The following is a 12,237-nucleotide window of genomic DNA, read 5'->3' on the forward strand; positions in this document are numbered from 1 at the left end:
CATATTAATATATTTTTTAACCATCTCAATTGACGAATGTCCTAATATTTTTTGAAGGTTCATCACATCGCCATTGTTAAGTAAATAATACTAAATGTATGTCTAAAAGTGTGAGGAGAGATTCTCACACCCTTAATTCCTGCATTATCACCATACATTTTAACCTCTGTCTAAAACGTGCAGGATCAACGGTATTCCCATAAACAGTAGCAAATAGGTACATATCGAGTTTTACGTTTTTTGGTGTTAGTACCTTTTAACTCAATTACATTCGTTTTAAAATCAATATCCTCTTGTTGAGGGTTTAACGCTTCACTAATTCGCATACCTGTATCAGCAAGTAACCTCATTAATACACAGTCCCTAAATCCTGCGTATGTTGTTAGTTTGGCTGTTATAAGTAAAGTTTTTAATTGATTAACGGATAATGCTTCTATATTATCTTGTGCTTCTTTTAATGACTTAATTTTTGTAAAACGATTTAATTGTACATATTCCTCTTCAATGAGGAAATTGTAGAATGCTTTCATATGTTTCATGATCGTGTTTATATAAGAAACTGAAACACCAACGAATTTGTATTTTTCCTTAACGTGATAGAAGAAAAACCAAACGGAGGAAACCCCCATGCCAACCTACAACAAACTAATCCGAAACAAAATCCCACAAATAATAAAAGCTAACGGAAAAACACCAACAACAAGAATCCTATCCGAAGATGAATACATAAAAGAACTATGCAAGAAAACACAAGAAGAACTAACAGAATACATCGAAGCGAAAACAAAACCCGATAAACTAGAAGAACTATCCGACCTCTTAGAACTAATCAACGCCCTAGCCGAACACGAAGGCACAACACTAGAAGAAATCGATACAATCCGTAAAAAGAAAGCAGAAGAACGAGGCGGCTTCTCAGATCGAGTCTTCCTAATCGAAGTAACCGACACCAAGCACCTCCTATACCCCTTGCAAGCCCCTACCAAGTAATAAATCACTAAGAAAAAACACAACAAAACAAAAACACCAACAAACACCGTAGTAGTAGTCAAAAAAAATTTGAAATAACACGCCAAAAACCCGTTCCTCCTTCCTATATATAGTACAAAGAAGAATTTTTACTTTTGAATGAGGACGGGAGGAATTGGGATGGCGGTGTATCGTACAGTGCAGGTGAATTTTTGGCAGGATGATTTTGTTTTGGATTTGACGCCGGAAGAGCGGTATTTTTATGTTTATTTGTTAACTTGTTCGAAGACGACGCAGTGCGGGATTTTTCCGTTTCCGAAGCGGTTAGCTGAGATGGAGACGGGTTATAACAGGGGGACTGTTGATAAGTTAGTGCAGCGCTTCATTGATTATGGAAAGATTCTTTATGATGCGGAGACGAGGGAGTTATTTATTTTAAATTGGCTTCGTTATAATCCGGTGACGAATACGAATGTGGAGAAGTGTGTGCTTCGTGAGCTGAAGGGTGTGAAGAATAAGGAGTTTGTACATATGTTTCTTCAGAAGTGTGTAGAGGAGGAGCTGAATGTTCCGATGCTTTTAGCGCATTTCGGTATGCCGAGTGATTTGGCTGTTGATGTGGATCCAGATCCGGTTTGTGAAGAGGCGGAAGAAGAGGTTATAGAGGAAGAGACGGGAAGTCGCGTGTTTTCTTTTTACGAGCAACATTTTGGTAGTTTGTCTCCGTTTGCGGTAGAGGAACTGAGTGCATGGATGGTTGATTTGTCAGAGGAGCTTGTGCTGAAGGCTCTTCAAATTGCGTTTGAGAATAATAAGCGAACGGTTGCTTATGTGAAGGGGATTTTGAGGGGGTGGCACGGGAAAGGATTTACGAAAGTGTCTGAGGTTGAGGCGGATACGTCGAAGTTTCGGAAGAAGGAGTCGTCTGTTAGTACTGGGGAGACGGAGGAGTTTTTGACGAGGTGCGAGGAGTGGGAGAAGAATGCGCTGTCAGAGGAAGAGTTGCAGCGATTCTTAACTGAACGTGGGTGGCGTCCATGAGTATTCAAAATGTGGAGGCAGAAAAGACGGTGTTAGGTTCTCTTTTAATTGATGGAGAGCTTATTAAGGAGTGCCGTTTGACGGAGCATTATTTTTCTATGCCGGTGCATAAGTCTATATTTCGGTTAATGCGAAAAATTGAAGATGAAGGGCAACCAATTGATCTTGTGACGCTCGTTTCTCGGATGAATCCGAATTTTTTGGAGAATATCGGGGGAATGGAGTATTTTATAGCATTAATAGAGGGTGTGCCTACAACTGCCAACTTCTCTTATTATGAGGGGCTTGTTCGAGGTGCATGGAAAATGTATCAGGCTGGCGTTCTTGGGCGTAAGATGGGAGAGCGTCTTATTGCGGAGAAGAATGAGAAAATTATTGGTGAGACGATTACGGAACTTTGTGAGTTAGAGGAAAAGGACTATGTATGTGAGTTTGATTTGAAGGATGCTTTAGTTGGGCTATATGAGGAGCTTCATCAAGATACGAAAGAGAATACTGGTATTGAGACTGGTTATACATCGCTAAATAAGATGACGTGCGGATTGCAGGAAGGTGATTTTGTCGTTCTTGGAGCGCGTCCTTCTATGGGGAAAACGGCGTTTGCGCTAAATATTGCACTGCATGCGGCGAAGTCTGGAGCGGCGATTGGGTTGTTTTCATTAGAGATGAGTAGTAAGCAATTGTTAAAAAGGATGGCGTCTTGTGCGGGCGAAGTGTCAGGAGGTAGACTGAAAAATCCGAAGCATCGTTTTACGATAGAGGACTGGGAAAAGGTGAGTAAGGCGTTTGCGGAGATTGGTGAGTTGCCACTTGAGATTTATGATAAGGCCGGTGTTACAATGCAGGATATTTGGATGCAGACTCGTAAGTTAAAGAGGAAGCATGGGGATAAAAAGCTTTTAGTTATTGTAGATTATTTGCAGCTCATTACAGGTGATCCAAAGCATAAGGGTAATCGATTTCAAGAGATTAGTGAAATTTCTCGTAAGCTTAAGTTATTAGCGCGTGATTTGAATGTTTGTGTAGTAGCGTTGTCACAATTGTCTCGTTCCGTAGAGTCACGTCAAGATAAGCGTCCGCTTTTATCTGATTTAAGAGAGACAGGACAAATTGAGCAAGATGCGGATGTCATTATGCTTATGTATCGAGAGGATTATTACGATAAGGAAACGATGCAGAAAGAGATGACGGAGATTCATGTGGCGAAGCATCGGAATGGACCTGTTGGGAGTTTTAAGCTGAGATTTTTGAAGGAGTTTGGGCGGTTTGTGGAGATTGGATGATAAAATAGAAGAAGGCATATAAAAAGGTAAAGGAGTGGTTACGGTTGACGAAAGTAGGTCGTTTATATGAGCAAGAGAAGCAAGAAGAAATAGATAAAGCACTTTCGGCAGCTGGAATGCTCTTTAAGGGAATGAGTATAGAGGAAGTGGCTAAGAAATTAGATGTAACAATTGAGAAGGTGAAAGAGTGGGAGAAGCGTTTATCTCATTAATCGCTGGGTTAATGGGAATATTCCGCAAAGGGAAAATGGCAGCGTCTGTATAAATTTATATAAAAATAGCCGACTATTTACTATATAATAGTCGGCTATTTTTGTACGGAGAAGTTGTTAGGTTTAATAGGGAAATTTTTTGATTTTCTCTTGAATATATTTCTTATTTTTCCATAAAAAAGGATTTTCTCTCTGTAGTAATCCATTGCTCCAAATCATCTTGGCTACGTTGTACAAGTCGATTCACTAAAACATCATGCCATACATAATCCTCTAATAGGTATATATGAACGGGATCATCTGTATAAAAAGCAATATTACGCTCCTCAAGGGATGGTCCATAAATCATCTCTTTAGAATCTATCGATAAAATAAACCAATGTTCTGTAGACAGAGTTTCTGTATAAGGTGTTATACGATGGGCTTCTAGATTTTTAATGGGATTTTCAACATGCAGGGTAATACCTTGTACTGTAACTTTATCAGCTACCTCAGATAGTTCCTCTTTTAACGCTTCATACATCTCATCCCACATTGAAATAACAATACGTTTTTGGGCTTTTTTTATTAATGCCTGACAGTAGCTAATTATTGTTTTATTGTCTTTTAAAGTAATCACTCGATTATCTGTTTTTTCCTCGAAAGTTTCTAGTTTTTTTAATGAATCACTGATTACTTCATAAGTAGACTGCCATTCTGATTGCGCCTTTTGTAAAAAGATTTCAACAGGTAGAGGTGAATAGCGAGTGGTGTCATTTATTTCTTCCTTCATGACAATTCCTTTTTCTACAAGGTTACCCAAAATCTCATAAATTCGCGCTCTTGGGATACCCGAATCCTTACTCACTTGGTAGGCTGTGACAGGCCCCTGTTTAACAAGAGATACATAAGATTTAGCTTCATATTCATTAAAACCAATTTTTTTAAGCTGTTGCACTATGTAGTCCACTTTTTTCGTCCTCCGATGTTTGCTTTTATATTTCAACGTTACAATAACTGTTTACATTTAGCAAATTATTAGTTACTATTCTGATAGTGACTAAACGGGAGGTTAATAGTATGGATTTTTATTTAGACCCATCAGTATTAATTATTTTGATTGCTTTTGGATTTTCAGCTGCATTTATTGATTCAGTTGTAGGTGGTGGAGGACTCATTGCCTTACCCGCTTTATTATTTACAGGACTGAATCCAGCAAGTGCAGTAGCTACGAATAAACTAGCGTCGACAATGGGGTGTGCAACTAGTAATATTGTGTTTTATCGTTCTGGTAATCTTGATTTGAAATCGGCGTTTAAATTATTTCCACTCACTTTCATAGGTTCCATAATAGGAGCATGGACCGTTCATTTAATGAACCCAGAAGTACTGAAGCCATTGATGCTGATCATGCTTGGTGCGGTTGCTATTTATACGATATTCAAAAAGGATTGGGGTAGTATTTCCACTCATAAAAAATTGTCTGGTCGACACTTCATTATTTTTACTTTTTTTATTTTTATTATTGGTTTTTATGATGGGTTTCTAGGCCCTGGTACAGGTTCGTTTTTAATGTTTTCTCTTTTATTTATTGGGTATGATTTTTTAAAAGCAGCAGGTAATGCGAAGCTTCTTAATTTAGGAAGTAATGTTGGTGCATTGTTGATGTTTATGTATGTAGGGCAAGTAAACTATGTGTATGGTTTTATAATGGGGATTGCTCAAATTGCTGGAGGGATTGTTGGCTCCAAATTTGCTATAAAAAAAGGAAGCGGGTATGTTCGTGCTCTTTTCATTACAGTAACTTGTTTATTGTTAGCGAAAAATCTTTATGATTATATTCATTAAGTAATTTTGAACATTTTTTAGATGCTACCTTATTCGAAGATAGCATCTAAAAAAAGGCTCATTTAAAAGGAAATTTAAGTTAAGAGAATGAAAATAATACAAACGACTATTTTCGGGGTATGTTTATCTATCTTAATAAAAGCCTTACTCCACATTCTTCTTATAATTAACCCGCAACAACCCCTTAAAATCCACCTCAGCAATCAACACACTTAACAATATAAGCGTCGCCCCTAAGTAGCCTTTCCCTGTGAGCGTTTCGCCTGTGAAAACGAAAGCAAATCCTGCGGAAAAGACAGGTTCTAATGAGAAGATAAGCCCTGTATGTGTGGGCGTTGTGTATTGCTGGGCAATCACTTGCACGATGAATGCGACTGCAGTGCAAAATATGCTTAAGGCTAAGATGATTAGCCATGAGTTGATTGTGCTAGGAAGTTTTGGCGTTTCTATAATGAATGAAAAAATAAGACTAAATAGACCGACGAAACCGAGTTGTATGACTCCAAGTGCAATGGAGTTCACATGTTTTGTTACGCTTCCAGTAATGATGACGTGAATGGCATAAAATAAGGCTGACAGTATACAAAATATATCGCCATTACCGATCTTGAATTCGCTAGTTAATGTTAATAAACCAATTCCTATTATCGTTAAAATGATTCCTACTATAACTTTCTTTTCAGGAATGTGTTTTAAAAATATAGCTGATAATATCGGAATGAAAATGACTGTGAGACATAGTAAGAAACCAGCATTAGAAACACTCGTATACTTTGTGCCGAAAGTCGCGAAAATGTAAACGATAAATAAAACAGAAGCGAGTATAAAGGCATATTTTACAGTTTTAAAATCGACTTTGAATAAATGTTTGTAAAATATTAAACCTGATAAAAGAAAGGCGATAATAAATCGTAATGCGATTAAATTATATTCTTCTATGCCATCAAGTCCAAGCTTTGTAAGTAGGATGGATGCACCCCAAAAAAATGTAACTAGTAGTAGCATTAAATCAGCTTTTAATTGTATTTTCATTTCTAGTCCCTCGTTATGTATAATTTATGATTCCATACCCCTATCCCCATTGTTTATTTTAATATTAATTCTGAATATTTGGAACGAAAATTTATCGACGTTTTATTCTATAGTTACGTACGAATTAACGTTATCTACCGCAAAAACATTAGCGAAGTTAAATCCAAACATGACGTTCATTTACGTATCTGGTAGCGGCACAGATAGTACAGAATCAGGACGTACGATGTGGGCGAGAGTGAAGGGAAGAACGGAAAATGAGTTATTACGTTTACCTTTCAAATCTGCGTATATGTTTAGACCAGGATTAATTATCCCGACAAATGGTGTGAAATCAAAAACGAAATCGTATCAATTGATGTACGATGTGATGAAGCCGTTTAACCCTCTGTTGAAGCGATTCGGCAGTGTGATAACTTCTGAGCAATTGGGAAGAGCTATGGTACGAGTTGGGAAAGATGGATATTCTCGTTCAATTATAGAAAGTTCGGATTTGAAAAAAATCGGTAAGTAATAGTATGTAAAAAACGCCTATTTCATATAGGCGTTTTTTTGATGGTGAAGTTATTCTTCCTCAAACTGAAAAATATCCCGGTTAATAAGTTGGTGAAGATATTGGTCCATTTCAGCAGCAGAAACGCTTCTTTCATTTTTAAACCACCACGCACTTAATGAGGTGATTGCCCCTGAATAAAATTCAATGGTTAAATCATTCGGCATCGTATGATTTTTACACAGTTGATTTAACGCTTCTATTTCTTGTTTTCTTGTTTCGTGACTTAAATACTGTGTACGGCTAATAAATTGTTCATCAGACATTTGTGTCTCTAATATTTTACCGATTTCTTCATGGTGTAGAAATTGTTCCATTACTTGAAATGGTTTACTTAATCGATCTGAAACCGGTATTTCAGCAATCATCTTGCCATATCGTTTAAATCCAAATGTTAATAAATCATCTTTATCTTCAAAGTGTTTATAAAAAGTTGTTCGGTGTACCATTGCACGATCACAAATTTGGTTAATCGTGATGGTACTATATTTCTGTTTTGATTGCGTCATTAATTCAAATAAGGAATCCCATAGTAATTTATGTGTACGTCTAATACGTAAATCAAGTTGTTTTTCATTATCATTCATCTACAATTCTCCTTTTTTGTAGATTAAATATACAATGGCTGAAAATTGATTCTCCCTTTTTAATCTACATATGTATATTATATTACATGTGTTCCGTTGTATTTAAAGCTTTTTAAGTAAGAAACAGGAGGAGAATTTGCAAATGAATATAACAACTAAGAGCCCTGCAAGTGGCAAAGTTGATACTTCTAATATGAAACATACCCCGATTTTAATTGCATTACTTTTAGGGGCAATGGTTGCATTATTAAACGAAACATTACTTGGTAATGCGTTAACTGTATTAATGAAAGAATTTGACGTAACAGCTTCAACTATTCAATGGCTTTCTACAGCTTACATGTTGGTGGTTGGGGTTTTAGTCCCGATTACAGCGTTACTTCAGCAATGGCTCACAACGAGACAAATGTTTTTGATCGCTATGGTAACGTTTTTAGTCGGTACATTAATTGCGGGATTTGCACCGACATTTTCTGTTTTATTAGTCGGCCGTATCGTCCAAGCAGTAGCGACGGGGTTAATTTCACCGTTATTAATGAATACGATTTTAATTATTTGTCCACCTGAAAAGCGCGGTGCCACGATGGGATTAATCGCACTTGTGATGATGTCAGCTCCAGCAATTGGTCCTACATTATCTGGAGTAATCGTTGATTCATTAAATTGGCGCTGGTTATTCTACATTGTTATTCCTATCGTGATCATTTCAATTGTAATTGGAATGAAATACATCCAAAATGTTACAGAGTTAACAAGACCGAAAGTAGATTATCCATCTATCCTTTTATCGACATTAGGATTTGGCGGGCTTGTGTATAGCTTTAGTGCATCAGGTGATTTAGGGTGGCCCGATCCGAAAGTGTATGGCGCCTTAATTGTTGGGCTTATATCACTATGTATTTTTGTAGTGCGACAATTAAAAATCGAGAATCCAATTTTAGAATTACGTACATTTAAAGTTCCGATGTTTACAATATCAGTTGGATTAATCGTCATTGTTATGATGTCGTTATTTTCAACGATGACTTTATTACCGATGTTCCTGCAAACAGTTTTACTAGTTACAGCATTTAAATCAGGACTAATAATGCTTCCGGGAAGTATTATTAGCGCCATAATGGGACCAATCGCAGGTAAACTATTTGATAAATTTAGTCCGAAAGTTGTTATCGTTCCCGGTATTGTGTTAGTAGGTATTGCAATGTTCTTATTTAAAGGCATTACTCCTGATACATCAATGGTACAAATTATTGTCATGCATAGCGTATTAATGGTCGGGCTCATGTTTGTAATGACAGCACAAACATATGGATTAAATCAATTAACACCAGATTTATATCCGCACGGAACAGCACTGTTTAATACGTTACAGCAAGTAGCTGGCGCAATTGGTACAGCTATATTTATTTCGAAAATGTCTTCAGGAACAACTAAGTATATGGAAAGCTCAGCAAATCCAATGGATTCAGTAGAGAAGTTAAATGGTTTAACATCTGGATTCCAAGGTGCATTTACACTAGGGTTAATCTTTATCATTATTGCTTTTATCGTATCGTTGTTCTTAAAAGAAGAGAAAAAGGAAGTAAAGGCAGCGAGGGTTTTACAGAACGAGAATTAAGAAGTTGTAGGTTCATGTAAAAAGACATCTTCACGAGTGGAAGATGTTTTTTTATTGGTACTGTTTTTAAAAAGGAGCCGTCACCTAGTCCAAAAAAATCGAATTATGAGACAGCTCCTTTTAAGTTTTAGCAACTAAAGATGCTTCAATGATGTATCGATCTGGAGCATCGCCGATGTAGTTGAAAGGATAACATGTTGTTAATGTTAATGTAGGTTCGTTTGTTTCTACAATAACAGTCCGATCTTCTGCATCTGTTATCCAATGTTTGTCAATGCTGTATGTGTATGTTTTATTTTCATATTCTACAATCAGTTGGTCATTTTCTTTTAGCTGACCTAGTTCGGTAAATACAGTATCTCGATGTCCACTTAAAACTGTATGACCGTTTCCGGATGGGGTAGTCGTTAATTCACTCACAAACATGCCCACACCTTTTTTTAGTACTTTATCATCAGCTCCCCAATATATGGAGTATTTCTTTTGTATTTTAGGAATGATTAAATACGCTACTTTTTGACCTAATTGATGATTTACTTCTGAAGACGGAATTTGCACAATTTCTTCATGGTTTTGAGGAGTTTCTATTTTAGCGTCATTGTCTTCAGGAGGTGTTGTGATTGGCGTTTGAGTCTCGTATTTCTTTATTTCATTAGATGCTAAAGATTCCGCTGAGCTTCTAGCACTATACCATTCTATAAAACAATAAGAAAAGATTGAAATTCCAACTATAAATAAACATAAGCCTATCCATTGGTTTATTTTCATTTATATCACTCCATTTTAAAAGGACAGGGGAAACCTGTCCTTTAAAGGAATTATTTTATGCGTTTGTTTTTTTACGACGGAACATTAATACAGATCCGATTGCAGCTAAACCTAAGCTTGCTAACATCATTGTAACACCATTTGATGCTGTGTTTGGCAATTTTTCGCCTTGTTTTTTATTGTCTGTTTTTACAGCTGTATTTGTGTCTTTCTTTGTTTCTTTTGCAGTTGTTTGAGGCTTAGTTTGTTCTTGTTTTTTGTTTTCTTGTTTAGCAGGTTCCTGTTTAGTATTCTCCTGTTTAGCAGGTTCTTGCTTAGTATTTTCTTCTTTAGTTTGTTCTTGTGGTTTGTTTTCTTCTTGTTTAGTAGCTTGTTTACTAGCTACAAATTGATCGTAATCCCCTTTTTTTACCTCACAAGGTAAACCATCGTTGTCACGATCTAGATCATGAGGATCATTTGTTGCGCTATATCCATTGCTATGCCAGAACTCCATAACTTCTTGTTTGTTGTTGAAGTGACCGCAGTTCTTATCGTTTGGATTTTTTGCTGCAAATGCAGAAGAACTGTACCCCACAGTTAAAAGTGTGAACGCTGTTGCTGAAACTAATAATTTTTTCATGAATTTCTCCCTTTTCCCAATATTATGTAGTACATTGAAATATTTTACATTCTAATATTCGAAAATACAATAGGGAAAATCAAGAAATGTAAGATTTTTTTGAAAAAATTATATTTTGTAACGTCATACGGTAACAATTGTCTCTAGCCGCCGGGAACAACTAACTATACGGAAAGTTCAGCAATCCAGTAGAGAAGTTGAACGGTTTAGCATCCGGTTTTCAAGGGTCATTTACACTAGGATTAATCGTTATCGTTATTCTTAAAAAAGCAATGGGGTTTATGCTTTTTTAAGAAGTTGTAGGTTCATAGTAAAAAGACATCTTTACGATTAAAGATGCCTTTCTACATTTCTTTCGTTATATCATACTGCAACAACTGCCTCTGATCATAAAATCTCTCGAAAATAAGCCCCATTACATAGAAGAATACTAGACCGAAGCAAATATGAATGAGCGTAAAGATAGCCCCAAATGAAGAAAATTCATACACGATAATTGGTAATTTTGCAGTTGTCCAAACGCCTAAGAAAAATACGATGTACCTAATGCTGGCGCCTTTTTTTAATAGTAGTGCTGCAATTGGAAAGGCAACATAGAGGGGACCAGCTGCAATGCCGCCTAATAATAGGGAGAATAATATTCCATATATGCCGGACTTTTCTCCCATGTATTTCATTAGCGTTTCTTTCTTCACCCACTGATCAAGTAACCCTACAAATATTAGGACAGGGGGGAGTAGAAACAACATATCTAAAATGCTATTCCCAGTTAATTGTAATGCGCTCCATCCTAAAGATTGGTTTATAAAAGTTAGTATGATAAGTCCAATCAGCAAAATGAAAAAGAAGCGATATCTTTTTAGTTCATTCATACCATCACCACCCAAATGATATATGAGAATAGGAGTGACATGAGTAATGCAGATGCATTACGAGCGTAAGCAAAGCTTCGTCCGAATATCTTTTGTTCCATAGGCAAGGTTGTAATTCCTACTGACATTAGTGTAGACATGAGTGCCGCAACTTGAGGAAGACCTGCGCCGTGCTGTACTAACGTATTACCAAGAGGAAACACGACAAAGCTTGGGATAAGTGCCACAGATCCGAGTAGTGCTGAATAAATAATACCTAAAAATCCAGACTGTTCTCCAATGATGGAAGAGATGAAGGACGGCGTTAAGATAGAAAGTGATAGTCCAACGAAAAGCATAATGGAGAGCATGGCAGGGAGAAGACTTTGAAATATTTTCCATGATTTTAATAGGGCAGCTTTCGTTTTATTCCGATCCTTCATAAAAGAAATCCCCGTAAGAATAATGGCCAAAGTGTAAAGGATAGCGCCATTAATCATGATTAGATTCCTTTAAGTCTTTATATTTGTCTAAGAAAAATGATAAGTTTTTCATTTTTTCCTCAATATCCATTTGAAAATCCGCTAATTGTTCTTTTCCGGCTGTAGTAATTTTGTACATCTTTCTCGGCTTATCTGGAACTGATGTACTTACATAAGATTCAATAGCGCCTTCATTTTCTAATTTCTTCAGCGTGCGGTAAAGGATGGCACTATCAATTGGATTGACCGGAAGTTCTTCCACGCATTTCTGAAGTAGCTGCCCACCATAGTTATCACCTTCTGCTAAAAATAACAAAAGAAATGCACCTGTATGTCTTCCTGTATGTTTCATGAATATACCTCCTAGAATATATACTGTTAATGACAGTATA

16 protein-coding genes are annotated in these 12,237 nt (G+C 36.6%); 7 read left to right on the plus strand and 9 right to left on the minus strand.

The features are described from left to right. Positions 1–185 precede the first annotated feature (185 nt). Entirely contained in the window at positions 186–539 is a 354-nt protein-coding gene (locus MKY70_RS04915; protein ID WP_341074468.1) for a tyrosine-type recombinase/integrase, read from the minus strand. Between the two features lie 88 nt (positions 540–627). Between MKY70_RS04915 and MKY70_RS04920 the strand changes: the two genes are divergently transcribed. From MKY70_RS04920 to MKY70_RS04935, 4 genes are all read left to right on the plus strand, one after another. Continuing rightward, on the plus strand, positions 628–990 hold the full coding sequence (locus tag MKY70_RS04920; RefSeq protein WP_341023504.1) for a nucleoside triphosphate pyrophosphohydrolase: 363 nt from the start codon (positions 628–630) through the stop codon (positions 988–990). A 159-nt stretch (positions 991–1,149) separates the two neighbouring features. Then, complete coding sequence (locus tag MKY70_RS04925) at positions 1,150–2,010, plus strand: DnaD domain-containing protein (protein ID WP_341023506.1); 861 nt, start codon at positions 1,150–1,152, stop codon at positions 2,008–2,010. Next, positions 2,007–3,293, plus strand: coding sequence for a replicative DNA helicase (dnaB, locus tag MKY70_RS04930; protein ID WP_341023507.1), 1,287 nt, complete (start codon positions 2,007–2,009; stop codon positions 3,291–3,293). The genes MKY70_RS04925 and dnaB overlap by 4 nt, the downstream gene beginning before the upstream one ends. 44 nt (positions 3,294–3,337) lie before the next feature. Continuing rightward, complete coding sequence (locus MKY70_RS04935; RefSeq protein WP_000169779.1) at positions 3,338–3,505, plus strand: hypothetical protein; 168 nt, start codon at positions 3,338–3,340, stop codon at positions 3,503–3,505. Positions 3,506–3,668: 163 nt separating this feature from the next. Here MKY70_RS04935 and MKY70_RS04940 read toward each other — a convergent pair whose 3' ends face one another. Continuing rightward, entirely contained in the window at positions 3,669–4,454 is a 786-nt protein-coding gene (locus tag MKY70_RS04940; protein WP_002087282.1) for a TrmB family transcriptional regulator, read from the minus strand. A gap of 110 nt (positions 4,455–4,564) precedes the next feature. On the opposite strand from MKY70_RS04940, the gene MKY70_RS04945 reads away from it, so the two are divergent. After that, positions 4,565–5,332 carry a TSUP family transporter gene (locus MKY70_RS04945; protein ID WP_341023509.1) on the plus strand — a complete coding sequence of 256 codons (768 nt, stop codon included), beginning with the start codon at positions 4,565–4,567 and terminating at the stop codon, positions 5,330–5,332. 144 nt (positions 5,333–5,476) lie between these two features. Here MKY70_RS04945 and MKY70_RS04950 read toward each other — a convergent pair whose 3' ends face one another. Next, positions 5,477–6,364: a DMT family transporter gene (locus MKY70_RS04950; protein WP_341023511.1), complete on the minus strand. Its 888-nt coding sequence runs from the start codon at positions 6,362–6,364 to the stop codon at positions 5,477–5,479. 49 nt (positions 6,365–6,413) lie between these two features. Between MKY70_RS04950 and MKY70_RS04955 the strand changes: the two genes are divergently transcribed. Beyond that, complete coding sequence (locus tag MKY70_RS04955; RefSeq protein ID WP_341074469.1) at positions 6,414–6,878, plus strand: hypothetical protein; 465 nt, start codon at positions 6,414–6,416, stop codon at positions 6,876–6,878. A gap of 50 nt (positions 6,879–6,928) precedes the next feature. On the opposite strand, the gene MKY70_RS04960 is transcribed toward MKY70_RS04955, so the two are convergent. Continuing rightward, positions 6,929–7,504 carry a TetR/AcrR family transcriptional regulator gene (locus tag MKY70_RS04960; RefSeq protein WP_341023514.1) on the minus strand — a complete coding sequence of 192 codons (576 nt, stop codon included), beginning with the start codon at positions 7,502–7,504 and terminating at the stop codon, positions 6,929–6,931. A gap of 142 nt (positions 7,505–7,646) precedes the next feature. Between MKY70_RS04960 and MKY70_RS04965 the strand changes: the two genes are divergently transcribed. Then, positions 7,647–9,122 (plus strand): MDR family MFS transporter, encoded by a 1,476-nt coding sequence (locus MKY70_RS04965; protein ID WP_341023515.1) that lies wholly within the window; start codon positions 7,647–7,649, stop codon positions 9,120–9,122. 120 nt (positions 9,123–9,242) lie between these two features. Here the strand turns inward: MKY70_RS04965 and MKY70_RS04970 are convergent, their stop codons facing one another. The 5 genes from MKY70_RS04970 to MKY70_RS04990 all read right to left on the minus strand — a co-directional run bounded on the left by MKY70_RS04970 (position 9,243) and on the right by MKY70_RS04990 (position 12,197). Next, positions 9,243–9,890 (minus strand): class D sortase, encoded by a 648-nt coding sequence (locus MKY70_RS04970; protein WP_341023516.1) that lies wholly within the window; start codon positions 9,888–9,890, stop codon positions 9,243–9,245. A 55-nt stretch (positions 9,891–9,945) separates the two neighbouring features. Beyond that, complete coding sequence (locus tag MKY70_RS04975; RefSeq protein WP_341023517.1) at positions 9,946–10,512, minus strand: excalibur calcium-binding domain-containing protein; 567 nt, start codon at positions 10,510–10,512, stop codon at positions 9,946–9,948. A gap of 344 nt (positions 10,513–10,856) precedes the next feature. After that, positions 10,857–11,384: a permease gene (locus tag MKY70_RS04980; RefSeq protein WP_341023518.1), complete on the minus strand. Its 528-nt coding sequence runs from the start codon at positions 11,382–11,384 to the stop codon at positions 10,857–10,859. Next, positions 11,381–11,863 (minus strand): hypothetical protein, encoded by a 483-nt coding sequence (locus MKY70_RS04985; RefSeq protein WP_341023519.1) that lies wholly within the window; start codon positions 11,861–11,863, stop codon positions 11,381–11,383. Before MKY70_RS04985 ends, MKY70_RS04980 begins: the two co-directional genes overlap by 4 nt. Then, complete coding sequence (locus tag MKY70_RS04990) at positions 11,856–12,197, minus strand: PadR family transcriptional regulator (protein WP_201032578.1); 342 nt, start codon at positions 12,195–12,197, stop codon at positions 11,856–11,858. The genes MKY70_RS04985 and MKY70_RS04990 overlap by 8 nt, the downstream gene beginning before the upstream one ends. Between the last annotated feature and the right edge of the window lie 40 nt (positions 12,198–12,237).

Origin of the sequence: Bacillus sp. FSL R9-9492, assembly GCF_038007365.1 — a bacterium.
In the GTDB taxonomy this organism is placed as follows: Bacteria; Bacillota; Bacilli; order Bacillales; family Bacillaceae_G; genus Bacillus_A; species Bacillus_A mycoides.

Excerpts from the sequence above, each read along its gene's own strand:
- MKY70_RS04915 (WP_341074468.1), bottom strand. The coding sequence starts at position 539 with ATGAAACATATGAAAGCATTCTACAATTTCCTCATTGAAGAGGAATAT.
- MKY70_RS04925 (WP_341023506.1), top strand. The coding sequence starts at position 1,150 with ATGGCGGTGTATCGTACAGTGCAGGTGAATTTTTGGCAGGATGATTTT.
- MKY70_RS04990 (WP_201032578.1), bottom strand. The coding sequence starts at position 12,197 with ATGAAACATACAGGAAGACATACAGGTGCATTTCTTTTGTTATTTTTA.
- MKY70_RS04980 (WP_341023518.1), bottom strand. The coding sequence starts at position 11,384 with ATGAATGAACTAAAAAGATATCGCTTCTTTTTCATTTTGCTGATTGGA.
- MKY70_RS04945 (WP_341023509.1), top strand. The coding sequence starts at position 4,565 with ATGGATTTTTATTTAGACCCATCAGTATTAATTATTTTGATTGCTTTT.
- MKY70_RS04975 (WP_341023517.1), bottom strand. The coding sequence starts at position 10,512 with ATGAAAAAATTATTAGTTTCAGCAACAGCGTTCACACTTTTAACTGTG.
- MKY70_RS04950 (WP_341023511.1), bottom strand. The coding sequence starts at position 6,364 with ATGAAAATACAATTAAAAGCTGATTTAATGCTACTACTAGTTACATTT.
- MKY70_RS04970 (WP_341023516.1), bottom strand. The coding sequence starts at position 9,890 with ATGAAAATAAACCAATGGATAGGCTTATGTTTATTTATAGTTGGAATT.
- MKY70_RS04965 (WP_341023515.1), top strand. The coding sequence starts at position 7,647 with ATGAATATAACAACTAAGAGCCCTGCAAGTGGCAAAGTTGATACTTCT.
- MKY70_RS04920 (WP_341023504.1), top strand. The coding sequence starts at position 628 with ATGCCAACCTACAACAAACTAATCCGAAACAAAATCCCACAAATAATA.
- MKY70_RS04985 (WP_341023519.1), bottom strand. The coding sequence starts at position 11,863 with ATGATTAATGGCGCTATCCTTTACACTTTGGCCATTATTCTTACGGGG.
- dnaB (WP_341023507.1), top strand. The coding sequence starts at position 2,007 with ATGAGTATTCAAAATGTGGAGGCAGAAAAGACGGTGTTAGGTTCTCTT.
- MKY70_RS04960 (WP_341023514.1), bottom strand. The coding sequence starts at position 7,504 with ATGAATGATAATGAAAAACAACTTGATTTACGTATTAGACGTACACAT.